The sequence below is a fragment of the Streptomyces sp. NPDC090077 genome (genome assembly GCF_044747545.1).
Classification (GTDB): Bacteria; Actinomycetota; Actinomycetes; order Streptomycetales; family Streptomycetaceae; genus Streptomyces.
Window position 1 is genome coordinate 273,039 of record NZ_JBIVEG010000008.1, and the last position, 24,876, is coordinate 297,914.

General features: G+C 68.9%; 17 protein-coding genes and 2 pseudogenes. 12 read left to right on the forward strand and 7 right to left on the reverse strand.

Going from position 1 to position 24,876, the window contains the following annotated elements:
* Window positions 1-48: 48 nt before the first annotated feature.
* Both ACIPW5_RS16835 and ACIPW5_RS16840 read right to left on the reverse strand, forming a co-directional pair.
* A complete protein-coding gene (locus ACIPW5_RS16835) occupies window positions 49-1,959 on the reverse strand; it encodes a helix-turn-helix domain-containing protein (protein ID WP_401245311.1) in 1,911 nt (636 codons plus the stop codon).
* Window positions 1,960-1,986: 27 nt separating this feature from the next.
* Window positions 1,987-3,342, reverse strand: a complete 1,356-nt coding sequence (locus ACIPW5_RS16840) for an MFS transporter (RefSeq protein ID WP_401245374.1) — start codon at window positions 3,340-3,342, stop codon at window positions 1,987-1,989.
* 762 nt (window positions 3,343-4,104) lie between these two features.
* On the opposite strand from ACIPW5_RS16840, the gene ACIPW5_RS16845 reads away from it, so the two are divergent.
* From ACIPW5_RS16845 to ACIPW5_RS16880, 8 genes are all read left to right on the forward strand, one after another.
* Entirely contained in the window at window positions 4,105-5,691 is a 1,587-nt protein-coding gene (locus tag ACIPW5_RS16845; RefSeq protein ID WP_401245312.1) for a type I-E CRISPR-associated protein Cse1/CasA, read from the forward strand.
* Window positions 5,688-6,323, forward strand: coding sequence for a type I-E CRISPR-associated protein Cse2/CasB (gene casB / locus ACIPW5_RS16850; RefSeq protein ID WP_401245314.1), 636 nt, complete (start codon window positions 5,688-5,690; stop codon window positions 6,321-6,323). Before ACIPW5_RS16845 ends, casB begins: the two co-directional genes overlap by 4 nt.
* 5 nt (window positions 6,324-6,328) lie before the next feature.
* On the forward strand, window positions 6,329-7,591 hold the full coding sequence (locus ACIPW5_RS16855) for a type I-E CRISPR-associated protein Cas7/Cse4/CasC (RefSeq protein ID WP_401245376.1): 1,263 nt from the start codon (window positions 6,329-6,331) through the stop codon (window positions 7,589-7,591).
* Window positions 7,588-8,328 (forward strand): type I-E CRISPR-associated protein Cas5/CasD, encoded by a 741-nt coding sequence (cas5e, locus tag ACIPW5_RS16860; RefSeq protein WP_401245316.1) that lies wholly within the window; start codon window positions 7,588-7,590, stop codon window positions 8,326-8,328. The genes ACIPW5_RS16855 and cas5e overlap by 4 nt, the downstream gene beginning before the upstream one ends.
* A complete protein-coding gene (gene cas6e / locus ACIPW5_RS16865) occupies window positions 8,325-9,089 on the forward strand; it encodes a type I-E CRISPR-associated protein Cas6/Cse3/CasE (protein ID WP_401245318.1) in 765 nt (254 codons plus the stop codon). The genes cas5e and cas6e overlap by 4 nt, the downstream gene beginning before the upstream one ends.
* Window positions 9,090-11,195: 2,106 nt before the next feature.
* On the forward strand, window positions 11,196-13,982 hold the full coding sequence (gene cas3 / locus ACIPW5_RS16870; protein WP_401245320.1) for a CRISPR-associated helicase Cas3': 2,787 nt from the start codon (window positions 11,196-11,198) through the stop codon (window positions 13,980-13,982).
* A 195-nt stretch (window positions 13,983-14,177) separates the two neighbouring features.
* A complete protein-coding gene (locus tag ACIPW5_RS16875; RefSeq protein WP_401245378.1) occupies window positions 14,178-15,068 on the forward strand; it encodes a transporter in 891 nt (296 codons plus the stop codon).
* Window positions 15,069-15,321: 253 nt separating this feature from the next.
* Entirely contained in the window at window positions 15,322-15,921 is a 600-nt protein-coding gene (locus tag ACIPW5_RS16880) for a NucA/NucB deoxyribonuclease domain-containing protein (protein WP_401245321.1), read from the forward strand.
* On the opposite strand, the gene ACIPW5_RS16885 is transcribed toward ACIPW5_RS16880, so the two are convergent.
* Window positions 15,911-16,393, reverse strand: coding sequence for a hypothetical protein (locus ACIPW5_RS16885; RefSeq protein WP_401245323.1), 483 nt, complete (start codon window positions 16,391-16,393; stop codon window positions 15,911-15,913). The two genes, ACIPW5_RS16880 and ACIPW5_RS16885, sit on opposite strands and share 11 nt — an antisense overlap.
* A gap of 211 nt (window positions 16,394-16,604) precedes the next feature.
* Between ACIPW5_RS16885 and ACIPW5_RS16890 the strand changes: the two are divergent.
* Window positions 16,605-17,671, forward strand: a pseudogene (locus ACIPW5_RS16890) (IS630 family transposase).
* Between the two features lie 12 nt (window positions 17,672-17,683).
* On the opposite strand, the gene ACIPW5_RS16895 reads toward ACIPW5_RS16890, so the two are convergent.
* The 3 genes from ACIPW5_RS16895 to ACIPW5_RS16905 all read right to left on the reverse strand — a co-directional run bounded on the left by ACIPW5_RS16895 (window position 17,684) and on the right by ACIPW5_RS16905 (window position 20,589).
* On the reverse strand, window positions 17,684-18,217 hold the full coding sequence (locus tag ACIPW5_RS16895; RefSeq protein WP_401245325.1) for a GNAT family N-acetyltransferase: 534 nt from the start codon (window positions 18,215-18,217) through the stop codon (window positions 17,684-17,686).
* An 837-nt stretch (window positions 18,218-19,054) separates the two neighbouring features.
* Entirely contained in the window at window positions 19,055-19,525 is a 471-nt protein-coding gene (locus ACIPW5_RS16900; protein WP_401245327.1) for a hypothetical protein, read from the reverse strand.
* Window positions 19,526-19,780: 255 nt separating this feature from the next.
* Window positions 19,781-20,589, reverse strand: a protein-coding gene (locus ACIPW5_RS16905; RefSeq protein ID WP_401245329.1) for an IS5 family transposase whose coding sequence is annotated in 2 segments (ribosomal slippage) — window positions 19,781-20,242 and window positions 20,245-20,589 — 807 coding nt in all. Because the reading frame shifts where the segments join, the coding sequence is not laid out codon by codon here.
* A gap of 53 nt (window positions 20,590-20,642) precedes the next feature.
* Here ACIPW5_RS16905 and ACIPW5_RS16910 point away from each other — a divergent pair.
* From ACIPW5_RS16910 to ACIPW5_RS16920, 3 genes and pseudogenes are all read left to right on the forward strand, one after another.
* Window positions 20,643-20,957 (forward strand): annotated as a pseudogene (locus tag ACIPW5_RS16910) (DUF6507 family protein); the annotation flags it as partial.
* Window positions 20,954-23,542 (forward strand): hypothetical protein, encoded by a 2,589-nt coding sequence (locus tag ACIPW5_RS16915; protein WP_401245331.1) that lies wholly within the window; start codon window positions 20,954-20,956, stop codon window positions 23,540-23,542. The pseudogene ACIPW5_RS16910 and the gene ACIPW5_RS16915, both read left to right, overlap by 4 nt.
* Window position 23,543: 1 nt before the next feature.
* On the forward strand, window positions 23,544-24,401 hold the full coding sequence (locus ACIPW5_RS16920) for an immunity 49 family protein (RefSeq protein ID WP_401245333.1): 858 nt from the start codon (window positions 23,544-23,546) through the stop codon (window positions 24,399-24,401).
* An 80-nt stretch (window positions 24,402-24,481) separates the two neighbouring features.
* On the opposite strand, the gene ACIPW5_RS16925 is transcribed toward ACIPW5_RS16920, so the two are convergent.
* Entirely contained in the window at window positions 24,482-24,784 is a 303-nt protein-coding gene (locus tag ACIPW5_RS16925) for a hypothetical protein (protein ID WP_401245334.1), read from the reverse strand.
* Between the last annotated feature and the right edge of the window lie 92 nt (window positions 24,785-24,876).

Genomic DNA, 24,876 nt, shown 5'->3' on the forward strand with positions numbered 1-24,876 from the left:
GGAATCATGAGCTGAGGGTGCGGCCCTGTCAAACGGCGGCCGCCGCGGTCAGGAGGAAACCGGCCCCGGAGCCGCGGCCGCCGACACCTGGTGCAGGCGCAGGGCGAGTTGGAGCTCCAGGCAGCGGTCCGGGGACTGCCAGTCGGGGCCGAGGAGACGGCCCACCCGGTCCAGGCGCTGCACCACCGTGTTCACGTGGACGTGCAGGGCCTCCTTCGCCCGCACCGGGCTCATGCCCGTCGCGAACCAGACCCGCAGCGTCCCCACGAGGTCGCTCCCGCGCCGCGCGTCGTAGTCCAGCACCGGCCCGAGCACGGTCCGGACGAAGCCCGACAGGTCGGCCCGGTCGCCCAGCAGCACCCCGAGGAACCCGAGACCGGCCAGGGTGCTCCCGTCGCCGGCACGGCCCAGCGCACGCAGCGTCGACAGGCAGCGCAACGCCTCCGCGTGCGCCTCCGGAAGCCCGCCCGGACCGTCACCGGCCCCCGCCGCACCCACCGTGACCGGCGCCCCCACGCTCCGCCCGAGGGCCGCGGCCAGCCGGGCCGCGTCCTCGCCGACGGCCTCCGACGGGGCCAGCAGCACGGCGTGGTCGTGGTGGACCCCCGCCAGGCCCCGGCGCTCGCGCGCCCGGTGCGCGGCGGCCGCGAGCAGGCGCGGCCGCGGCACGGTGTCGCTGTGCAGGACGAACAGGGCGTGTGGGCGGGCCAGGTCCACGCCCAGCCGGCGGGCCCGCACGGCGAGGCTCCCCGGATCGGCGGACGGCCCCAGCAGGTCCCCGAGCAGCTCCCCCCGGACCCGGTCCTCGGTCTGCGCCACCGAACGGCCCAGGAGCAGCAGCAGGGCCGTGACCGTCGCCGCACGCTCGAACAGGCGCCGCCCCGCCTCGTCCAGTCCCGGCCGGCCGGTCAGCGTGATGCTGCCCAGGAGTTCCGGCCCCGCCAGTACGGCGCACACCCAGGTGCCGCCCTCCGCGACGGCCCGGCCCCCGGCCCGGGAGGCCGCCACGGCCCCGGCCGGCGGCGGGCAGGGAGCGGCCCCCGCACGGGCCAGCTCCGCACCGTCGGCGTCGTGCACCAGGGTGCCTCCCTCCAGCAGCGCGCCGATCGCGGCCGCCACCTCGGCGACGTCCCCGCCGCGCAGCACCAGACCCGTCAGCCGGTCGTGCGCCCGCTCGGCCCGGCGCAGCGCGTCGCTGTTCTCCTGGATGGTCCGGGACGCGGCGCCCAGTTCGGCCAGGGCCCGCCGGGTCTCCTCCAGCAGCCGGGCCCCGTCGATGGCGATCGCGGCGTGGTCGGCGAGCGAGGACAGCAGCGCCACCTCGCGCGGGCTGAACCCGCGCGGGCTGCGGTCGGCGGCGAAGAGCACCCCGATCACCTTCGGCCCCAGCCGCAGCGGGACCCCGAGGATGGCGTGCAGGTCCTCCTCGCCGACCGCGTGGTCGATGGGTCCGGTGTGCCGGAAGCGCGGATCGCCCTGGTAGTCCCCGGTGGCGTACGGGCGGGCGGTCTGGGCGACGAGCCCGCCCAGCCCCTCGCCCATCCCGAGGCGCAGCTGCTGGAACGCGGCCGACACCGACCCCTCCGTCACCCGCATGAACGTGTCGCCCGCCGCCTCGTCGATCAGCGACAGGTACGTGACGTCCGTGTGCAGCAGCTGCTTGGCGCGGTGCGTGATGGCCCGCAGCACCGCGTCCAGGTCGCGCAGCGCGGCCAGGTCACCGGCGGTGTCGAACAGCGCGGTCAGCTCCGCCTCGCGGGTGCGGTACCGGCCCAGCGTGCGGTGGACCTCCAGCGCCACCCCCGCCGCCTCGTCGAGCGCGGCCAGTTCGGCCCCGGAGAGCCCGGCGGCGCGCGCGGCCGCCGCGGGCCGCGCGAACTCCTCCGCCGGAGCCCCCCGGGCCAGCAGGCCGAGCAGCTCCCGTATGCCTTCCGTCACGGTGGTCACGCCGGTGAGCATACGGGCGCGGACCCCACCGGGCCCCGGTCAGCCCTTGACGGGGACGGGCGCCGCCGTACGGGCGGCCGGGTCCAGGCTGCGGCCGCGGGTCTCCCGGGCGACGAGCGCGGTCACCGTCGTGACGAGCGCGGCCGCGCACAGGTAGACGGAGACCGGCACGGAGGACCCGTACTCCTTGAGCAGCTCCACGGCGATGATCGGGGCCAGGGCGCCGCCGATGATGGAGGCGACCTGGGACCCCATGGAGGCCCCCGAGTAGCGGACGCGGGTGTCGAACATCTCCGAGATGAACGCCGCCTGGGGCCCGTACATCGCCCCGTGCAGCAGCAGCCCGGCGGTGACCGCGGCGGCGATCACCGGGAAGGAGCGCGAGTCCAGCAGGGCGAAGAAGGCGAACGCCCAGCCCGCCATCCCGACCGACCCCACCAGGGTCACCGCGCGCCGCCCGATCCGGTCCGACAGCGCGCCCCACAGCGGGATCGTCACGAAGTGCACCGCCGACCCGATCAGCACGGCGTTCAGCGCGTCCCCCTTCGGCAGGTGCAGGTGCACCGTCACGTACACCAGCAGAAAGGCCGTCAGCACGTAGTAGGACACGTTCTCCCCGAGGCGCACCCCGATCGCGGTGAGCACCCCGCGCCGGCCCGACCGCAGCACCTCCACCACCGGCGGCCGCTGCCGGACCCCCGCCGCCTCCTCGGCCTCGGCCCGGGCCCGCGCCTCCAGGAACGCCGGCGACTCCGACACCGAGACCCGTATCCACAGCCCGACGCCCACCAGCACCCCGGACAACAGGAACGGCACCCGCCACCCCCACGCCAGGAACGCCTCGTCGGACTGGACGGCGGCCAGCAGCGCCAGCACCCCGGTGGCCAGCAGGTTCCCGCCGGGCGCACCGGCCTGCGGCCACGAAGCCCAGAACCCCCGGCTCCGGTCGTCCCCGTGCTCGGCGACCAGCAGCACCGCCCCGCCCCACTCACCCCCGAGCGCGAACCCCTGCACCAGCCGCAGCACGGTCAACAGCACGGGCGCGGCCCCGCCGACGGCGGCGTGCGTCGGCAACAGCCCGATCGCGAAGGTGGCCCCGCCCATCAGCAGCAGACTCACCACGAGCAGCCGCTTCCGCCCGATCCGGTCCCCGTAATGCCCGAACACCACCCCGCCGAGCGGCCGCGCGGCGAAGCCGACGGCGTAGGTGAGGAACGCGAGGAGGGTCCCGACGAGGGGGTCGCTGGACGGAAAGAACAACGTGTTGAACACGAGGGCGGCGGCGGAACCGTAGAGGAAGAAGTCGTACCACTCGATGGTGGTCCCGACGAGACTGGCGGCGACGATCCTGCGTATGCCGGACGGACTCGTTCTGCTCGCTGCGGGGGAGACCATGTGCACCACTTCCAGGGTGTCTGCGGGGACGTCGGGTGTCGCCACAACGTAGAAGTCCCCAGGTCAGCGTCATATGTGGCGAACCATCACATTCACCGGCCGGCTTGTGTGCCGCAGCACCACACGACCACCGCTGGCTCATTTTCGCCCCCGGAGGGCACCCCTCCACATGGTGTCAGATTTGCAGAATTACGCACGTTTTAGAAGGGCGGTGCTGACTCCCGTGCTGGTTCGGTGCTGACCAAAACCCCACGTCATCCCACCTCGCAGCCCGTCCCGTGCTGGTTCGGTGCTGGTTACGCAGTGTCGAACTCCGGCATTCGGCGCGGATCGGGTCTGCAGTTCCGCCGCCTGACGGCGTTCGTCAGGTGCGTCGCGCGAGGCGATGTTCCGACCTTGCCGGCCTCTGCGTCCACGCTGCGCGTTGGCGGCGATGGCCGACCGGTACTGGCTCTGCTGTCCGGACCTCTCCGATCCGCGAGAGCGTCACTGGGGGAGCGGCGTCGACCCGTCGACGTTTGAAGTGCGGCGACGGGTGTCGTGCCCGGATGCGGCTCCTGCGGCCTTGGGTGGATCCGTTGTCAGACCCTCCGTTTAGCGTGGACAAGTTAGATCTGCGAACTCCGAACTGTGCTTCCCTGGCCATGGGTTGGTTGATTACCACCCAACTCTTTAACGTCGCCTCCATGCGCAGAGCGTCCATCGGTAACTAGGCCTGCGTGTGCGGTTGTTGACGACCTCAGAGAGAGGAGTAAAACCGTCATGGGTGAGATCACTCGACAGATGCCGAGGGTCCAGGTCCGTGTTCGTACGGATGCCGACCCGGACGAGACCGCGGCAGCATTCCCCGGCGGGGTGCCGGGCGGCCAGGTGACGGTGGACCTGGTGTCGCTGTTAGCCGGACTGCACCTCCTGGACGCCTACACGCCGGTCAACCCGGGTGCGGAAGCGGTGCTGCGGCGATTAGTTGCCGCGCTCGTCGCTCGGATTGGCGGCCTGGACCACGGCGGCCAAGAGGAGTGGGAGGACCGCTTCGACGTGCTCCTCGCAGCCGGCCATCTCGACCGGGGGCAGGTCGAGGCGTACTTCAGCCGGCACGTGTTCGACCTCGCGGATCCCGACAGGCCGTTCCTCCAGCACCCCGCACTCGCCGAGGAGTGCTCGAAGCAGGGCCCACCGGGCAAGCTCCACTTCGACCGGACCTCCGGCAACAACGCCGTCTGGTGGAACGACACACCTCAGGACACGCCGATGGACCTGGTCACCGCGTTCGAGGGGATCCTGCTGTGGCGCGGATACGGGCCCTGCGGGATGGGCGCGCAGCGCAAGCACGGCACGGTGAACTCGAAGTCGATGAAGGCCGGCCCCTACCGGTCGCTGGTCTCGTACTTCCCCGAGTGCTCGAACCTGTTCCTTTCGGCGCTGCTGTCGTGCCCACCCTGGTCGGTATGGCCGTCCGGTGACGGGCAGGACCTCGCGCCGTGGGAGGCAGAGGCCCCGGCCGATCCGCTCGCGCCGCCTGTCCCGGCCGGTCCGGTCAGCCTGCTCACGTCGCGGGCCGCGCACCACGTTCTGGTCCAGGTTGAGGGCGACACGGTGTCGCAGTGCTGGGTTGCCTGGGGCGCCGTGGAGGACCTGCCCGCCGCCCGGGACCCGTTCGTCCTCGACCGTGAGAAGGGCGGGCCTGTGCAGGCTTCGCACCGCCGGGGCATGCTGCGGGACTTCGACGCGCTGATCGCCGCGACCGACCCGTCCGTGAAAGCCCCACCTGGCATGCGCCGGCCGGCGTGGATCGATGTCTACGCCCAGCTTCCCCCCGAGGCGTTCACCGCGCTCGGGCCGGTCCGGGTACGGGCCGTGGGCTACGAGCAGGACAAGCGGGAGATGGGCGATTCGATCGCCTACACCGCCACCACCCCCGAAACCCTCGCGGCCTGCCTGCCCGCCCTGAATCCGCAGCGGGCCCGGATCGTGGCGGTCGGACGTCAGGACAGCGAGTACGCCGAAGCCCACATGGCCCGGCAGCTGCGCGCGGCGTGGCGCCGGCTTGACCCGGGGGCGAAGGAGTCCCCGTGGGTGGAGGCGGCACGCACCCTGTTCTGGGACCGCGCGGACCGGGTGTTCTGGACTGCCGTCGCCACGGTCACCGACCCAGCTGCCGTGCTGACCGGGATGACGCTCGCCGTCTACGACGAGGTGACCGCCGACGTGGCCGCCACGAGCGAGGGATTCCTGCCGGTCGCCGAGCACCGCAAGTGGCTGCGGATCGGTCTTGCCCTTCGCGACGGCCGCATCACCCAGCCCGAAACCCGGCCGCGTAAGACGAGCCTGCGAGGAGCGTCCCGATGACCACCACCCCCGACACCCCCACACCCGCGTCCGCCGACGGCCCGGCCGCGGACGGCCGTGGTTCCTTCATGCACGTCGTGCGCGCTGCCTGCGCCACCCCGGCGGGACGCTCCGACATGCGGCGCGGCCTGAACATCGTCCTCGCCGACCTCGAACACCCCACCGGTAACTCCGGGCAGTCCCGCTGGCCCCTCTACACGCACCTCATGGCCGCCGGCTACCGGCCGCCCGCCACCGCGGCCGCCGAGCTGCCGCACCTCCTGGTCGCTGCCCTGTACGCCGTGTACGACGCCCCCAACCCCCGCATGTCGTCGACCACGACGCTGCCGGCACCGGCCTTGTTCAAGCCCTGGCACAACCTCGGCTGGTCCTTCGCCACCGCTGCCCACCGCGGCGTGATGAACCAGGACAACGCCACCGGGACCCTCGGCTACCTCGCCGAACTGGATCAGACCACCCTGCTGCGGGAGATCCCCGCCGTCGTGGCTCGCCTGCGCTCCGCGAGCATCCCGATCACCTGGACCCTCCTCCTTGCCGACCTGCTGCGCTGGCGCGACCAGTCCGCGCAGGTCCGCCTGGACTGGGCCCGCGCCTTCCACAACACCCGCAGCAACGAGGAGACCTCCAAGTGACCAGCATGAGCCTGCCTGCCGCCCTCTACCTGGACGTCATCCAGCTCCAGTCCACGCCGTATGCCTCCACCAACCGCGACCGCAACGGATCCCCGAAAACCGCCCTAGTCGGAGGCGTACTCCGCAGCCGGGAGTCATCCCAGCACCAGAAGTACCACCACCGCATCGCCGCCCAGGACATGCTCGGCGTCCAGGCCTACCGCACCCGTACCACCACCCTGGAAGCCGCGAAGGACCTCACCGGACGCGGCTGGGATCCCGGCGAGGCCCTGACCGCCGTGCAGATGCTGATCCTCGCCAGCGGCGTCGGCGGCCTCGGCATCACCAACAGCGGCGGCACCAACGCCCTGCTGTTCCTGCCCGCGGCCGCGATCACCGAACTCGCCGACCTCGCCCACCACCACCGCGACGCCTTCGCCCCACACATCACCGCCGCGCACACCGCCCTCGCCAAGGAAACGAAGAAGAAGCCGACGGACGACGAGGCCGAGACCGACGGCGGCGAACCCGCCGAGGACACCAGCCGCACCAAGGTCCTCACTGCCGAGGCCAAGAAGATCAGCGGCAAGGGCGGCTTCCTCACCAAGGAGCACGTGCTGCGCATCCTGCGGACCCGCAACGCGATCGTCGCCGCCTACGGCCGCATGCTCGTCAACGAGCCCGGCTCCATCATCGAGTCCGCCATCCAGACCGCGCACGCCCTGTCCACCCACGCGATCACCACCCAGATCGACTCCTTCACCGCCGTCGACGACATGATCAAGGAACTCGGCGAAGCCTCCGGCGTCGGCCACATGGGCGAACAGCGCTACAACAGCACCACCCTGTACCGCTACTCCACCCTCAACGTCACCAAACTCATCGACAACCTCGACGGCGACCACATCACCGCCCGCGACACCGTCGAAGCGTTCCTCCGCGCCGCGTGCGCCCCCCGCAACGTCGGCAAGGTCTCCGGCACAGCCCCCCACACCCTGCCCCACCTCATGTACGCAGCCGTCCGCACCGACCGGCCCGTCAACCTCGCCGGCGCCTTCGAGGAGCCCGTCCCCGCCACCGCGACCGGCGGCTACCTCACCGCCAGCATGGCCCGCCTCGACGCCCACGCCGGTGCCCACCACCGCTTCCTCGGCACCAACCGCATCGCCGGCCACGCCCACCTCACCCTCGCCGACGACCAGACCTTCACCCACCTCGGCGAACGCATCGACAGCCTCGACGAGTTCGTGGCCACCCTCCTCGCCACCATCGACAAGGCCCGCGCATGAGCGACGGCCTGATCCTCCACCTCTCCGGCCTCCAGGCCTGGGGCGGCCCCGCACAGGCAGGCGTCCGCCCCACCTACCGCCAGCCCACCCGCTCCGCCCTCACCGGACTGATCGCCTGCTGCGCCGGCCGCGAACGCGACGCCGACAACAGCGACCTCGACCAGCTCCGCTACACCATCCGCACCGACCGGCCCGGCACCCTCCTGGCCGACTTCCACACCGTCGGCGGCAACCACGACCCCGTACACGGCCTGGCCGCCGCAGACGGCGGCACCCGCGACGCACCCATCGTCTCGACCCGCTACTACCTGGCCGACGCCGCCTTCACCCTCGCCCTCACCGGCCCCACCCCCGTCATCGACACCGCCGAGCACGCCCTCACCCACCCGGTGTGGACCCCCTACCTCGGACGACGCTCCTGCCTGCCCGACACACCCATCCTCCTGGCCCGCACCGCCACCGCCGTCGACGACCTCGACCACATCCCCCTTCACCGGGCCGACGCCGCAGACCAGCAGATCCTCTTCACCTACGACACCCCACCCACCCCCGACACCCCGGCCAGCACCCAGCACAACGACCAGCCAATCCACGGCCGCCACCGGGCCTGGACCCCCCGCCGAATCTGGGAACAGCACCGCACCATCCCCGCACCCAACGGCGGCCTCGGCACCACCTGGCTCACCACGCTCGCCGACCACTACGGCCGTAGCCGCCCCCTGGAGAACGCCCGATGACCACCACCTGCCTGACCCTGGCCCGCATCCGCCTCAACCCCGCCTCACGAGACGTCCACCGCGACGTCCGCAACCCGGCCGAGATGCACCGCACCGTCATGAACCTCATCGACCGCGAGGACGGCAACCCCACCGCCCGCCGCGACGCCAGCCTCCTCCACCGCCTCGAACACGGTCCCGACGGCGCCACCCTCCTCATCCAGGCCACCACCCCCCTCCACCCCGACCGCCTCCCCACCGGATACGCCCTCGACGCCGCCCAACGCGACGCCACCCCCGTCCTCGACTGGATCACCACCGGCCGCACCGTCCGCTACCGCATCCACGCCAACCCCGTCACCACCACCCGCGACCCCCAACTTCTTCAGCAGGAAGCCGACCGCCGCGCCGAAGCCGCCATCAAGGCCGGCAAAACCTACGCCCAGGCCACCGAGATCCGCGACGCCTTCCTCGACCGCGCCGCCCGCCAGACCGCCAAACGCCGCGGCGTCCGCCTGCCCGCAACCACGGACACCATCAACGCCTGGTGGACCCGCACCGCGCAGACCAGCGGCCTCCACCTCGACCTCGTCATCGACACCCCCCTCCCCAAGATCAGCGCACGCCGCGAGGCCGGCACCATCACCCTCACCGCCACCGCGTTCGACGGAATCGCGACCATCACCGACCCCGACGCCCTCCGCACTGCCGTCACCTGCGGCATCGGCCAGGGCCAGGCTTACGGCCTCGGCCTCCTCTCCCTTGCCCCCCACCAGCAGTAAACAACCGGCAAAGCCCGCAAGATTGCGCAGGTCACGAAGGGTCCACTCCGCCCACGCGGAGCTGTACCGTGCCCGGCGGCGTATTGCTGGCTCGGGTGGAAGTCCGCTCCGCCCACGCGGAGCCGTACCGTCAGCCGCTTCATCCACGATGAAGAAGACCGGGTCCGCTCCGCCCACGCGGAGCTGTACCGGAGGCGGATCCGGTCATCCGGATCGTCGGCGAGTCCGCTCCGCCCCCGCGGAGCTGTACCGAACTCGGTGCGGCGGCTGAGGGAGACGGTGTTGCCTGCTCCGCCCACGCGGAGCTGTACCGCGTCCACAGGGCCGCCGACATCGAGGCCTCCGGTCTGCTCCGCCCACGCTGAGCTGTGCCGCCGGACCCGCTCGCGAGGTACGGGGGCATGTCGTCCGCTCCGCCTATGCGGAGCTGTCCGAAGACCACCTGGACGGGCAGGAGCTGGATGGTCCGCTACGCCCGCGCGGAGCTATACCGTTGACGACGTTCTTCTCGGGCCCCTCCTCGATGTCCGCTCCGCCCGCGCGGAGTTGTACCGACGGTTGGCTAGGGGAGGGGGTCGGCTGGCCCGCCTGCTGCGCCCATGCGGAGCTGTACCGGTGCTGGCCACCATCAGCCCTGCCCTGCCTGCGTCCGCTCCGCCCACGCAGAGCTGTAGCGCTCCTCGACCAGCTCACCGACGAGGAACTCACGTCAGCTCCGCCCACGTGGAGATGTACCGTCGTCGTATCGGAGGGCGCCGGCCGACTCGGAGTCCGCTCTGCCCACGCGGAGCTGCACCGGCGGGGAAGACCACCCCCGACATCATCGCCCCGTCCGCTCTGCCCACGCGGAGCTGTACCGTGCCCGTCCGCCAGGCCGGCCGCGAGGAGACCGTCCGCTCCGCTCACGCGGAGCTGTACCGCTCGCCCTCCCGACCACGTGGGTGCGGATCGCATCCGCTCCGCCCACGCGGAGCTGTTCCGTCGACGGCGGTGGCCCGTTACGGACTTGCTCGTCCGTTTCGCTCCTTGAGAACTCCACAGCGCTAGGTCTGCTCAGCTGTACCTGAGATGCTTCGCCGGTCCAGCTGGGGTCACTTGTGATCAACGCGCCCGCTTCGCCCGGGCGGAGCCGCATCGGCCTCCACGGACGGCCTGCGCCAGTCCATTCAGTCCGCTCCGCCCACGCGGAGCTGTACCGCGGCCGATCCCGCCGATGGTGCCCCTGAGGGGGTCCGCTCCTCCCATGCGGAGCTGTACCGGCTTCCGATGCGGGCGCCCAGCCCGCGTACAGGTTCGCTCCGCCCACGCGGAGCTGTACCGCGGCTCTACGCCCGCCACCACGACGGCCACATGTCTGCTCCGCCCACGCGGAGCTGCACCACATAATGGGGCGTCGTTCAACACGTCGGCGTCGAGTGCTCCGCCCACGTGGAGCTGTCTCGCTGACCCAGGAGGTCGAGGCGGGCGAGGAGTCCGCTTCGCCCGCGCGGAGCTGTACCGTCCCCCCGCGCCTTCTCGTCCGTGGTCGCGGCGTCCGCTCCGCCCACGCGGAGCTGCACCGTACTTCGCCGACGGTCCCGGCAGATGCTCCCAGTTTGTTCTGCCCCCACGGAGTTGTACGGGCGCTTGAGGTTGCTGGCGCCAGACCCTGCCGTCCGTTTTCGCCTGCACGGAGATGATCCGCTGTTTGGACGTGTCGGTGTAGCGTGCTTCGCGGGGTTCCCGCGGCCCACGTGGGTGAGTGCTCTGTCGATGCGGAGCTGGACCGGGTTGCGTGGTTATCAGGCTTCGGGGAATTCCGGTGCTCCGCCCACGCGGAGCTGCGCCGGTCTTTCACGTCGCGAACTACGACGACGGGTCCGCTTCGCCCAAGCGGAGCTGTATCGGCCGCCGTTTTCCGCGCCACCCTCCGCACCGTCGGGTCCGCTTCGCCCGATGCGGAGCTGTACCGCAGAACGGGGTGTCGGTGAAGAGGTCGGTGTAGTTCGCTCCGCCACGCGGAGCTGCACCAGTGTGGGCGCCGTGGTTGTCGGCTGCCTGGATCTCCGCTCCGCCGACGTGGAGCCTGTGTTGTTCTGGTTTGCGAGGTGGAGGAGTGATCGGGTGATGCGTCTGCATCCCCTGCTGTGGGGGAAGATGCGAGGTCTCGACCGGGCGTATCCGGTGGGCTGTCACGGCATTGACACGGCCGCGATTGTGGAGGTGTTGTGGGAGCGGTACCTGTCCGGCCGGCAGCGGAAGATGCTCGCGAAGGGCTGGGGTCTGTCCCAGCAGGAGACCCGGCTACTGTTGGTGTGGCTGGGCTTTTTGCATGATCTCGCGAAGATCAGCCCGGTGTTCCAGCGTCAGGTACCTGATGCGGATCTGCTGTCCGGGGCCGATCAGTTCCCGGTGACGGACGAGGAGACGCCGTATCACGACCACGGTGTGCACCTGGCGCTGCCCGAGCTGCTGCACCGCGTGCACGGTCTGCCGCTCGCGGGCCGACCTGGGCGACTGGTTGCCGAGCAGCTGGGGCAGATCCTCGGCGGCCACCACGGCCGGTTCGGTGAGCTGCTGTCCCATCAGGACGGGTCGTTGACGTGTCCCCTTGTAGCGGCACCTGGGCTCGGTGCGCAGGGTTGGGACGATCAGCGTGAGGCGATGGTGCGTTTGGCGGGTGAGCTGTTTGGGGTGCCGGTGTGGCCGACGGCGAGGGCTTCGGCGCCGGTGGCGGCGGTGACGACGGGGCTGGTGTCTCTGGCGGACTGGCTGGCGTCGCAGACGTGGTGGCTGAAGGCGCGGCAGCGTCAGCACCGCAAGTCCCGTTGGGCGGAAGGGGACTGGCAGGCGCATCTGGAGATGGCGCGGCGGGCTGCGGTCCGCGTGCCGGCCCGGGCGCAGCTGCTGCCACCGTCCTGGCGGCGCCGGAAGTCGTTCGGCGCGATGTTCCCCGGGCTGGACGATCCGTACCCGTTGCAGGCCGGCATTGAGAAGGAGCTGCCGGACTTGGCCGAGGGCGGGGGGATGCTGCTGGTGACCGCGGCCCCCGGCGACGGGAAGACCGAGATCGGCTTGTTCGCGGAGCGGGTGCTGGGCCGCGCGGCGGGGACGCAGGGGATGACGATGCTGCTGCCGACGATGGCGACGACCGATGCGATGCACCGCCGGCTCGTGCGGCACGCCGCCCACAACTGCCGGGGCCGCACCCCCGTCGCGCGTCTGCACGCACTCGCGTGGCTGGACGCCGAGTACACCCCCGAGGACCTCACCCCCAGCGTGGACAACCCCGGCCTGGTGTCGGACTGGCTGCGCGGCCCGCACCGCGGACTGCTCACCGGGATAGCCGTCGGCACCTGGGACCAGGCCGTCCGCGCCGTCCTCCCGCACAAGTACATGGCGATGCGGTGGCTGGGCCTGTCGGGGAAGACAGTGATCATCGACGAGGCGCACGCCTACGATGCGCACGGGCACGCGCTGACCGTCACCCTGCTGGAGTGGCTGGGGCAGCTGGGGGTACCGGTCGTGGTGCTGTCCGCGACACTCACCAGCCCGATCGCGACGAGCCTGCTGAACGCCTACCGAGAGGGTGCCGGGCAGCCGCCGGTGGAGACGCTCACCCCCACATACCCCGGCTGGACATACACCGACCTGGACACCGGTGAAGTGACAACCCGTGGCCCCTACCCGTCACCGCGCGCGCACCGCCTGACCGTTCGCCTCCACCCCTACCGGCCAACCCGCCCCACACCCGCTACCGCGCCGACGGTGACCGATCGCACGCACAGGATCCTCGACATCCTCCAACCCCTCCACGACAACCCCGCCACGCCGGGCGCGGCGCTGATCGTGTGCAACACCGTCGCCGACGCCCACGCCACCGAAGCAGCCCTCCTCGACGCCTACCACGCGAGCGCGACGCTGGTGCGAATCCTCCACGCCCGCATGCCCGTCCACCAGCGCACCGGCATGACCTGGCGCCTGGAACGGTGGACAGGCCCGCAACGCCCCGCCCAGCGTGCTGCGGACGGCACGTGGACGGCGGCGACCGGCCGGCGCCCCGGCCGTCCCCTGGTCGTCATCACCACCCAGGTCGCCGAACAATCCCTCGACGTGGATTTCGACCTGATCATCAGCGACCTCGCGCCGTTCGCGCTCCTCGCGCAACGCGCAGGCCGCGGCCACCGCCACCAAGGACGCACCCGACCCCCGTACGCCCAGACCCCCACCCTGCACGTCCTGACCCCCGTCAACACGGCCGGGGCGCCGACCGTGCCCCGGCACTGGGGCAAGGTGTACGACGCCAGCCTTCTGCGCCGTACCCACGACCACCTGACCACGCTGACCGGGCCGATCGCCGTCCCCGAGACACTCCAGCACCACGTCGACGCCATCTACAGCGACCTCTACACCGCAGCCGACGACCGACGCCGCTTCGCCGACGACAGCGCCAAGCAGGCCCTGGCCGACCTGGTTGCGATCCGCCAGCACCGCACCGGCACGAACCTTCACCCACTGACGAACTCCACCTTCAGCAGCGACCTGCTGGCCACCCGCCTCGGCGACCCCTCCATCCGGGTCCTGCCCGTCTGGACCGACCGTGACGGCCGGCACTGGCTCCACCCCACCCGCCGCACCCCTCGCACCCGCCTCCCGCAGCGGGTCCGGCCCGGTGACCGGCGCACGATCCGTCGCCTGATGCGCAGGACCCTGCCCGTGAACCGTCAGTGGATCGGCGTCGGCGCCCCCGGCTTCCGCGCTGACGACCCCGCCACGAGCATCCCGGCCGACTGGGCGCGGACACCGGCACTGCGGAATGTTGCTCTGCTGCCGCACAGCCCGGCGACCGGTACCTACGTCAACGGTGCCCGCAGCGCCCACCTGAGCCTCAGGAGCGGTCTCACCAGGGACTGAGTCGATTCCAGAGGTCCGCTCCGCGCGACGGCACTGCTCCCCACCGTTGACACGCCAGGATAGGCAGCGGCTCCTGCTGCGTGTGGGAGCCGGGGCCTTCGACACCTGTGGGCATGCTCGGTAATGGCCTATTGGATCGGCCACCTTCGGAAATAGCTTCGGGATCTTTTGTGTTGGGGGAGGTCGACGATGGGGGTGTCGACGCTGAGGTTGTTCAGCACGAAGGGTGGCGCGACGGAGGTTGCGCCGCGATTGGCCAGTGAAGAGGCAGAGGTACAGGCCCTCGTCGAGGGGGCGATGGAATCCATGCTCGGGGTGAGGTTCCTCGCCACCGAGTACGTCACCGGCCCGGTGCACGGCGGGCGCATCGACTCGCTTGGTCTCGACGAAAACGGAGCCCCGGTCATCGTCGAGTACAAACGGGCGACCGACCCGGGCGTGATCAACCAAGGCCTGTTCTACATGGCCTGGCTGGTGGACCACCCGACCGAGTTCGAGGTGCTCGTGCGTGAGCGTCTGGGAGTGACCGCGGCCTCGCAGGTGTTGTGGAGCGCGCCCCGGTTGATCTGCATCGCCGGCGACTTCACCCGCTACGACCTTCACGCGGTGCGCGAGCACCGCCGCTCGATCGACCTGGTCCGCTATCGCCTGTACGGCGAACACCACATCGCGCTGGAGACCGTCGCCGTTTCGGTCGCCACCCGGACCAAAGCGCCCAAGCGCCTTCGCCGGATCGGTGCTGCCGGCACCCCGCCCGCCCAGCCGTCGCCTGCGGGAATCGCGTACCTGGCGTCGGCGGTGGACGAGCTGCTGCTGGGGCTGGGGGAGGACGTCAAGAAGGTCAGGCGCCAGCAGTACGACGCCTACCAGCGGCTGCGGAACTTCGCCTGCGTGACGCCACGGCAGGACAAGCTCCTCGTGTACCTCAAAGCCGCCCCCGCAGCGGTTGACCTCGTGCCGGGCTTCACAAGAGACATGACCGGGCTGGGGCATCACGGCACCGGCGACCTGGAAGTACAGCTCCGCTCGGAGGAGGACGTCGAGCGAGCGGTGGAGCTGTTCCGGCTGTCCTACGGCGCGGCGTAGGGGCCGTCGCGCCGCCTGGCTCTTCGCTGAGCTGGTAGAAGTCTACGCGGACGGGCACCGTCTTTCGGCCTAGCCCGCGCCCTGAAACCGGTGGCCCCGGCCAGCGCGGTCCGCCGCCTCGGGTCCGACATCTCCGCCTGGAACCAGCTTCTCGACGCCGTCCTCAGGATCTACGACAAGCGGGCGGACCTGGTCGCCCGGCCAGAGAGCGTCTACCGGCGACCCGAACCGCATCGACAAGATCTCCACCTGCGTGTACGAGAACGACCACAAGGTCTCCAGCTCCCGTGGCGAAACTCCGTGGAGTGACGGGGAAGACGGTGGGCTGCGCAGGGATTCCGCGGCCTACCTCAACCCCTACGGAAAGGAGGGCGCCATATTCGACAGGATAACCCCCTTCCTGACGTACGACTGCAAAGATAGAGACGTCCAGGCCGTTGCCGGTCACATAGCAGCCGCCTTCAAGAGCCCGAATGCCACCTTCCCCCGCCCGGCGCCGGGGCGAGGGAAGTTCATTCCGGGCGATTACTTCGGAATCGGCACGAAGGTGACCCGCAACTATCCTGGATTCAATGGGGCGTCGGCACAGATCCAGAGGGACAACCGAAGCTCTAAGGACAAGGCTTGCGCTACCCTAACCAAGCCTGCGCCTTCCTACCAGTGCGACGAATTTCCATTTGCGTCCACCAAGGAGGGTGCCGGAAAGGGCGACGGGAACTTCTCGCTCCGCTATGTCCCGCAGCCTGATAACTCGAAGGCCGGCGCCGCCCTCTCAAAGTGGTATGGGCAGGATAGAATCCTCGATGGCGACGCTTACGGTGTGAGGATTATTAACGCTCCGGTCAATCCGTAGAGCTGACTCCTGAAAGCTCGATCATGTACTCCTCGAGGCCCTCAATTGGGTAGACATTCCCCACAAGTGCAGCATGCTTCTCCGTGGCCGTGTCGCCCCCCTTCCGCCAAACTCGCAGAGTGTACTCGCTCTTCGGATTCAGCGTGAAAGAGAATAGCGGGCCATCGATGTTGTAAAGGCCGATCTCGCCGCCGACGGTCCGATAATGCCACTGGCCGAGAAGCTCAAAGCCGGGGGCCGCATCCAGTTGCGGTCCCCGGCGAACCTCGATCGTCACTGTAGCGTCGTGCGATTCTACCGTGCTCATGACTCGAACTGCCGACTGGCTGACACGCACTGGCTCACCATCCATCGGAAGGTCAACCCAGTAGGGGCGATCCGGCTCCTCTGCACTGCGTTCCTCGTCCAGCCCAAAAATGGACCTGTCAATCGGAACGGCGATGGTCTCGCGAAGGAAAGCTGCTTCTGTCATGCCTTGCAGGCTAGGTTAATCCCGAAGGCCACGCAGCCTCGTCCTGATGATTGGCTGGCACCGGTCGTAGTCGCAATCTCGGCCTCCCGTTCACCGGGGCCAGACCGTCAAAAGCGCACCTAGTGCCGGATCAGGCAACGTTTGCCCTGTTGTGATGTGACGCTCCGTCCGGGTGCTGTGCCGGGCGGCGCGTGACGGCCACCCTGTCCCAGTGGCGATACGAGTGCAGGTCCGTGAGATCGATGATGACGAGGGGCGGCGGCTGCTACGGATCGTTCGCCGGGGCACCGGGTCGGTGGTGACCTGGCGGCGGGCCCAGATGGTGCTGCTGTCCGCGCAGGGCATGCCGGTGGCGAAGATCGCCGAGGTGTCCTTCACCAGCGCCGACCGGATGAGAGACGTGATCCACAACTTCAACACGGACGGCTTCGACTCGCTGTATCCGAAGTACAAGGGCGGTCGGCCCAAGACCTTCACACTGCCTGAACGCCGCGAGATCAAGAAGATCGCCAAGTCCAAGCCCACCGAGCACGACCTGCCCTTCTCAACCTGGAGTCTGACCAAACTGGCGGACTTCCTGGTCGCATTCAACGCCTGAAGACCTGGAAGACCTCCCGCGACCCCGACTACGCGGCCAAGAAGGCCCGCGTCGAGCACCTCTACCCGATCGCCGACGGCGAGGTCATACCCGAAGACGGCGAACCCGAAGTCATCTTCTGCATGGACGAGTTCGGACCCCTCAACCTAATGCCGCACCAGGGCCGGCAGTGGGCCGAACGCGGAGGCAAGCACAAGGACCCCGACCGTGATCCCCGTCGACGGCGCCGGGCGACCTACAACCGCTACGGCGGAGTACGACGCCTGTTCGCCGCACTCGACCTGGGCAAGGACAAGCTTTACGGCCACATCAAGCCGATCAAGAGACGGACACAGTTCCTTGAGTTCTGCCGCTACCTGCGCACGCTCTACCCGCGAGAGGTCCGGATCGCGATCGTCAGTGACAACTTCTCCCCGCACCTGACCACGAAAAGGTGCCAGCGGGTCGACACCTGGGCCGAGGCGAACAACGTCGAGATGGCCTACACCCCGACCAACAGCTCCTGGCTCAACCGCATCGAGGCCCAGTTCACGGCCCTGCGCTACTTCACCCTCGACGGCACGGACCACGCCGACCACAAGGAGCAGGGCAGCATGATCCGCCGCTACATCATCTGGCGGAACAAGCACGCCACCGACGAGCGTCTGCGGAGAGTTGTGCGCAGGGCGAATGTCGCCTGACGTGCAGGACCATCACGTGGTTGCAACTCGTGGCTCGGCGTTGACGAAGCCGAGCCGTCGGTTCATGCCGATGGCCGATGCGTTGTCAGGGTGGTGGAAGGTCCGCAGCCAGTGCATTCCGTGAGAACGCGCGAAGCCGATGGCCAGGAGCTTCATGGCCAGCGAGATTCCCCTTCCCCGATGGCTGGCCAGCAGCCCGGTCATCTCGCTGAGGGCGTGCCCTTCGGGTTGGAGCGACGTGGTCGCCATGCCGACCCATGACCCACCGTCCAGGGCAAGGACGACACCTTGGGGATCGTAGGTCGGAGTCTCGATGCGCTGGGCGAGGTACTCGTCGAACGTATAGAACTCCCCCCGCTCCGGGATGTCGGCCGAGCACGTCTTGTTCAGGTCGTAAAGCGCACGCCGATGCTCAACCGTGTCGCCGACAGCTGCCATGGTCGTGAACTCGATACCAGCCTGCTGGCATCGTCGGAGGTAGGGCTCGAATCGGGCATCGTCGAACGCCTCCAGGTCGAGCTTGAGCCGAACCCACTCGACGGCCATGAGGGCACCTCCAGGATCACCAACCTGAACACGTTCTCGAAGCCTATCGATCAAGGGCACGTCACATCACAGCAGGGCGAACGTTGCCTGATGCGGCACTAAGTGTGCGAACAGGACGCCCCCGTAGGCCGGGACGCAGGTTCGACGGCCGTGACGAGCACCGGCGGTGTCCCGCCTCTCTGGGCTGGGAGACCGGACACCGCCGAATAGCTCCCGTCATCCTTGCAGCAACCGCCTACGTCTGGCCTCTTCGTCCGAGTCAGGCAGGACAGACGTGCTGGTAGGCCCTGGAGGCGTCCGGTCAGAGGAAGGCCGAAGGGACACCTGGTACGCCTCAGCGGATTCGAGGACGGAACCATCTGGGTTCCGCCGACGGCCGCGGGCCTTGACTTCCAGCTCGTACCACCCTGGGCCCGAAGTTGAGAGGATCGGCAGGTCCAACTGCGGTCCGCTGACGACTGACTCGATCCGCAGGTTGCCGGTGGGGGACCAGACCAGCACTGTCGCGGCCTCCTCCCATTCCCCCGAGGCGTCTGGCGAGTCAGCTGTGTGCACCTCTACCAGCACCTGCACGTTGCCGGTGTTGATCCCGGTGCGCACCATGGCCCCTGCGGACATGGGGGCGATCAAGCTCCCGGACCAGTCCGTGCTTTCGATGGGGACCTCACTGCTGTCGAAGATCCCGAAGGTGCCTTCGTTGATGAAGACTGGGGCCTGGCGGTACGTCATCATCTCTCCTCACGTCGTACGGCGCAGCCGCTGCCAGGCAAGGCAATCACCGCCTTGGCCGCCACGCAACGGCGACGCCATCCGCCTGGGCCAGCGGCCGCACCGTCGTTACTGGACGACCACGTTGAACGGGTCGCCCTGAAGAACGCGGTCGCGCCTGAAGAACTGCGTGTTCGTGCCGCCCTGCGAGTTGTTGTCCGCCGTGGCGATCATGCACACGCTGGCGCCGACCGGTCCTGTCCCTGTTGGAACGCCGGCGAACCCGCAGCCGGGCTGGGTGCGCCGTGTCCCTCCGGCGTTCAGCCCCTGCTGCGACGTGGCGATCGGGTACTCGTCACAGGACTTGTCGGGGACGCTCGGCGCGGACCCGCAGGCCTTGGTGCGGTTGGAGTCGATGACACTCGGATCCTCGGTCCGGGTCAGCCGCGACGGCAGCCCGCTTGCCTGTGCCTTGGTCACGTGGTCGGCGAGCTCGGGCGTCGCGGTGCGGGTGTAGACGAGGTTGGAAGCCGCCAACGGGATGACGCATCCGATGCCGGGCCGGCCCGCGGTGGCGTTGTCGCAGCGCACTTCGTTCATCGAGTAGTCGACAACGGCGGAGTCATAGCCTGCGTTCTTGAAGGTGAGGTACCACGTGGTCTTGCACTGGCCCTTCGCCGCAGGCCGGTGTTCCGGCTGTTGACGGGGGCGAGGGGCTCGGCGGGGAAGGTGGCGCTGTTGCGCGTGCAGGGGCCAGACAGCGTCGCCTGCCCGTCGATCGTCGCCTTCACCGCGTCCCCCAGCCGCTGTACATCGACGTGTCGATCTGGTGTGCACAGCGGCTTAGACGTCATCTCATTTGGTGAGTCTTCGGTAGCAGATGAGGGTGCAAGCGATGCTGGTGAAGGCGAGGAAGTGGTCGGCTTTGCGTTCGTAGCGGCGGTGGAGACGGCGGCAGCCGGCGAGCCAGGCCATGGTGCGTTCGATGGTCCAGCGGTGGCGGCCCAGCCGCTGTGAGGACTCGATGCCGCGGCGGGCAATCCGGTGGGTGATGCCACGTTCGCGTAACCAACGTCGCAGGTGGGCGTAGTCGTAGGCCTTGTCCGCGTGGAGCTTCCCGGGACGACGTCGGCGGGGGCCCCGCCGGGACCGGATCGGTGGGATGCCCCGCACGAGCGGTTCGAGCCCGAGGCTGTCATGCATGTTCGCCCCGGAGATTCCGACGGACAGGGGCAGACCGGTCCGCTCGGTGATCAAGTGGATCTTCGATCCGTACTTGCCCCGATCGACAGGATTCGGACCTGTCAGATCCCCCTTTTCAAGGCCCTCATGTTCACCGAGTCGATCGCACAGCGCGACCAGTCCAGCTCGCCGCGGGCACCGAGCTCGTCGAGGACCAGGCGGTGGAGCTTGGCCCATACCCGGGCCTTCGACCACTCGGAGAAGCGCCGGTGGGCGGTCGCACCGGAGGGTCCGAACGACGCCGAAGGCAGCTGCTGCCAGGTGCAACCCGAGGTCGCGACGAACACAATCGCCGCCAGTACTTCCCGGTCACCGTGCCGACGCCGGCCGCCACCCTGAGGCCGTGACGGCGCCTCCGGCACCACCCGCTGGAACAGCTCCCACAACTCATCCGGCACCAGCCGCTCAACGATCCCCGCCATGGCCACAGCCTACCCACGAAGCCCAAATGAGATGACGTCTTAAGACCGGGACCGCTGCGGAGGGCTTCCAGAAGGCGAGCAAGGCTCTGGAGACAACGCTGCCGAACGCAGCGAAGCACGCGGGCACCCTCTCCTTCGGCGGCAGTGAGGGTACTGGGATGGGGCCCATCGCTGCCGCTTTGGCGGAGCTGATGGCTGCCCACAACGTGCGTCTGACGTTCATCGGGGCCCGGACGAACGCGTCGATGAAGGGTGCGATGGACGCGACGACGGCGTACGTCAACGGCAACCTCGAGCAGGCGGCGAATGCCCAGCGCGAGGCTTTGAAGGCGCCGCAGGTCGTCTTCTTGGAGGCGGTCAAGAAGTGAGCGGCGAGCAGCCAGTGAACCCCTGTACGGTTCCGACTTTCACGGGTGACCTGGAGGCACTGGAGCATGACTATGCTGCCATTACGGCTGCCGCGGGTACCTTCCGCGACGCGGGAGCCAACGTGGACTCAGAGTTCCAGGGTCTGTCCGCGTTCTACTCTGCGCCGGAAGCAGCCCAGCTGTTCGCGACGACGCAGCCGGTGCGCACGGACAGCGACTTCTTCGCCGACCAGATGGATGCGGCGGCGAAGGCACTGGGCGAGTACGTCAGCGAGGCGCGGCCGATCGCGGCGCGGCTGAAGGAACTCCAGGCGAGGGCAGCCGCCTTCAGCGACAAGATCAGCGGGGATGAGCACTGGAAGGACGACAAGAAGAAGACCGACGAGAACAGCCGGCTGATCAGTGAGATCAGTGCAGCTGTCGCCGCGTTCTGGGCTGCCGAGAAGACCTGCGCCGACAAGCTCCGTGCGCTGCATGGTGAACCCCCGCTCCGCTATGACGACGGATCGCACGGCAAGGACATGTACGGGTACCGGCTGGAGGACCTGAACGCCTCCAAGTCGCTGCCGTGGGGCACGCAGTTCGATCAGAGCCACCGCTGGTACGAGATCGACCACTGGGTAAAGTCCTTCGTCTGGGACGGCATCGTCGTCGACGGCATCGGCGACACCCTCAGTGGACTTGGCACTCTCGTCGGCAAGGACGGCTGGGACAAGGCCGGCCAGGCTTGGACGGGCCTTGCGAAGCTGGGTACCGGCCTGGCCCTCACCCTCCAGCCGGGCATGGGCGTCGCCTACTGGACCGCCGACGACAAGGCCATGCCTGCCTGGCTTCGTGACTCCCGTAACGCTATGAAGGAGACGGGCAAAGCCCTCGTTGCCTGGGATGAATGGGCCAAGAACCCCGCCCGCGCCGCTGGCGCCGTCACCTTCAACGTCCTCACCACCGTCTTCTCCGGCGGCGTCGGCACCGGAGCCAAAACCGGCGCCGTCGCCAAGACCATCAGCGTCGCGGGCAAAGCCGGACGCCTCATCGACCCCATGACCTACGTCGTCAAAGCCGGCTCCTTCACCTTCACCAAACTCAAGATCGGTGAGCTCTTTGCGAACCTCGGCAAGGCCGACGGGGCCTTCCCGAAGCCCGACGACGTGGTCTGGAAAGACCTCCCCCAAGCACAGACTCCGGCAGGTGCGCGCCCGCCCAATCCCGAGGCCACCACCCGCCTCCCCGACGACACCCTCGGCCGCCCGCAGTACTTGGACAAGACCACCCAGCAGATCCAGGACCACAACTTCCGACCCAAGCAGGACCTCACCGCCGTTCCCAAGGGCCCCGACCACCCTCTCGCCGAAGTCCCCAAGTATCAGGAAGTCCCGGTCGGCGTCGGCGCCCGCACGACGGACGTCACCTCCCGCACCCCCGGCGGCGCGGCCACCCACACCTCCGGCGGGGCTGCGTCCCACACCCCGGGCGGCACTGCGGACAATATGCCGCATAACAGCCACGCCGAACCCGGCGGCGGAGGCACGGGCCGCGGCGGTGCGGACGCCACCCCGACTGGCGGCCACGCCGACACGCCATCCGTGAGCGGTCACGGCGCATCGGGTGGCAACGGCAATGGTCCCCATCGGCGCAGTGGCGACTTCGCTCCTACCACTCGTTCCGGTCGCCTCACGGAATACGAGCGGGCGCGTTCGATACCCCCCGAGGAGCGGACCGCCGCGGAACGGGCCGCCATCACCAGAGAACATGTGCGACTCGTGAACGAGGATGACGCCTGGCGTCAGAAGCATTACAACGAAATCAGACGTCGGCAAAGCATTTATCGGGAGGTTGATGGCCAGATCATCCCGCAGCTAGTCAAGAATCCGGAGGGTGGATGGATGAATGCCGACGACCTCCCATTTGGCGACTCCGAGGCATTTCGACTTGAACCATTGGAGCGAGGGCGTAACACAGTCTCGGACGACGCCGGCCTCCAGCATCTCGACGACGTATCCGACAGGCGCTGGGCCGGTATGGAACTAACAGACGCGCAAGCGAAGTTCCAGGCAGATCCTTCCATGGAGAAGCTGGAGGCCCTCCGCCTGGCAAAGGAGTCCTTCAACGACAGGGTAGGAAGTGGGGTAGCAAACAATACCAAGCTCGGCGAAGCTCTCGGCGAGGAGGCCGCGAGACGCCACATGCTGCTACTGAAGGAGTTCGAAGGAGCCAAGGAGATCACAGATCTTCCTCAAACACCCAACGGATCACGCCGCTTCGACCAGCTTTGGCGGACAAAGAACGGCAATCTGCTCATTGTCGAGGCCAAGGGTCCCAACGGGATGCTCAAATGGCGCCAAGGGAATGGGACACTGGATGCGCTAACCCAAGTGAAGCAAGGGGCGCTCGGATATGTTCGCACCGTAGTGAGCGATATGGAGGATCGCGTGATGGCGTCACCGAAGGACGGCGAATACGCGGGCGAACTCCGCATCGCCATCAAGAACAAGACCCTGCAATACGTGCTCGTCACTGCCGCCGAGAACAGCGGAAGGTGTGCTGGAGCCGAGCTGAAGTACTTCAAGATATTCGAGGAGTCATAAGGTGACTGTGACCGTTTCTCGGCACTGGTTCCCTACGGAACATGCCGCCGAGGGTCTTGCGGTACTGACCAGAAGTGCGCGTCGGCTGATCGGTGACCTGGAGGAGCCCCCCAGCGATCTAGGTGACGCCCTGCGGCTGACGCTCACCCTGGCGAAGTCGCGCTGCCTGTTGGACCCCGAGGCCGGCGAGCTCGCCACCTGGGAGGCCTGGGTCACCGCCATGCAGACCGGCTCCGCGCTGTTCGCCGCGGCAACCGCGGGCGAAGAGTCCGTAACCTGCCGCATCGCGGACAAGGACCGGGTCCTGACTGTGATGGGCGCTCATCGTCAAGCTGACGCGGGAGCCTGGTTGGCGGCCTTCTACCTTGCAGTCGTCTGCCGAGAGAAAGCGCGGCTGACCGCCCTGTGCCAGATCCCTATCTCTCTCCTCCGCGAGGCTGAGGCCCCGTACGACGAGTACGTCTACGCATGGGTGGACACTCTTCAGACATACTGGCTCGGCAACTCCGAGCTGGTCAGCAAGCTGGTCGCCGCAGTCGACGGCACCGACCCGTCGGTCGTCACCATCGCCGACCACGAGGTGACGGCGAAGATCCTCTATCCGCCAATGGAGCTGTTCCACCGCTTGGTGCGCGAGGACCACGACAACTTCAACCGGGCACTGAACGAAACGCTTCGCTGGCACAAGGACTACTGGAGCGACGAGGACCGGGCCCTGCAAGCGAGCGGTCTCGTCGCGCTCGCCCCGCTGGCCATGGCCTGCTTCGCCTACGACGCGGGTTTCCCCGTCGAAGTCCGCTCGGACTACCTGCCGAAGTACCTGCTGGAACGCGCATGGGCCGGAGAGTTCCCGACCTGACAGCGGCCCTTGGGTCCCTCACCAAGACAGCCGGAACCGCCCCCGACGCGTCCGGGGTGATCGGGGTCGGGTCGGTGTCCTCAGCAGAAGTGCAGGGAGCCGATCGGGCGGTCCGCCGAGGTGGCGAGGTGCGGGGTCAGGGCAGCGAGGAAGGCCTCCACGTCCGGGAGGCACTCGGGGTGGGTCTCCTGGCGGGCCGTGAGGGCCCAGAACCTTGGAGTGCGAGTGAGGTCGGCGGAGCAGTCGCCGCACACGCGGTACACCGGACCGCGCTCCGCCAGCACTTTGAAGGGCGGGTGTACGTACTCTTCCTCCCCGTCCGCGTCCTCGTACTCGCCCTCCTCGGGGTACGGCTCCGTGTGGTCGCGGATGAGGACGAGCACCGGCTCCGGGGGGGGGGGGGGGGGGGGCCGGGGGGGGGGGGGGGGGGGCGGGCGGCCCCCCCGCGGGCTGTGGGGAGGGCGACGCTCGCGGC

Coding starts and splice junctions, on each gene's coding strand:
- ACIPW5_RS16835 (WP_401245311.1), bottom strand. CDS start 1,959: ATGCTCACCGGCGTGACCACCGTGACGGAAGGCATACGGGAGCTGCTC.
- ACIPW5_RS16840 (WP_401245374.1), bottom strand. CDS start 3,342: ATGGTCTCCCCCGCAGCGAGCAGAACGAGTCCGTCCGGCATACGCAGG.
- ACIPW5_RS16845 (WP_401245312.1), top strand. CDS start 4,105: ATGGGTGAGATCACTCGACAGATGCCGAGGGTCCAGGTCCGTGTTCGT.
- casB (WP_401245314.1), top strand. CDS start 5,688: ATGACCACCACCCCCGACACCCCCACACCCGCGTCCGCCGACGGCCCG.
- ACIPW5_RS16855 (WP_401245376.1), top strand. CDS start 6,329: ATGAGCCTGCCTGCCGCCCTCTACCTGGACGTCATCCAGCTCCAGTCC.
- cas5e (WP_401245316.1), top strand. CDS start 7,588: ATGAGCGACGGCCTGATCCTCCACCTCTCCGGCCTCCAGGCCTGGGGC.
- cas6e (WP_401245318.1), top strand. CDS start 8,325: ATGACCACCACCTGCCTGACCCTGGCCCGCATCCGCCTCAACCCCGCC.
- cas3 (WP_401245320.1), top strand. CDS start 11,196: ATGCGTCTGCATCCCCTGCTGTGGGGGAAGATGCGAGGTCTCGACCGG.
- ACIPW5_RS16885 (WP_401245323.1), bottom strand. CDS start 16,393: ATGACAGAAGCAGCTTTCCTTCGCGAGACCATCGCCGTTCCGATTGAC.
- ACIPW5_RS16895 (WP_401245325.1), bottom strand. CDS start 18,217: ATGGCCGTCGAGTGGGTTCGGCTCAAGCTCGACCTGGAGGCGTTCGAC.
- ACIPW5_RS16900 (WP_401245327.1), bottom strand. CDS start 19,525: ATGAACGAAGTGCGCTGCGACAACGCCACCGCGGGCCGGCCCGGCATC.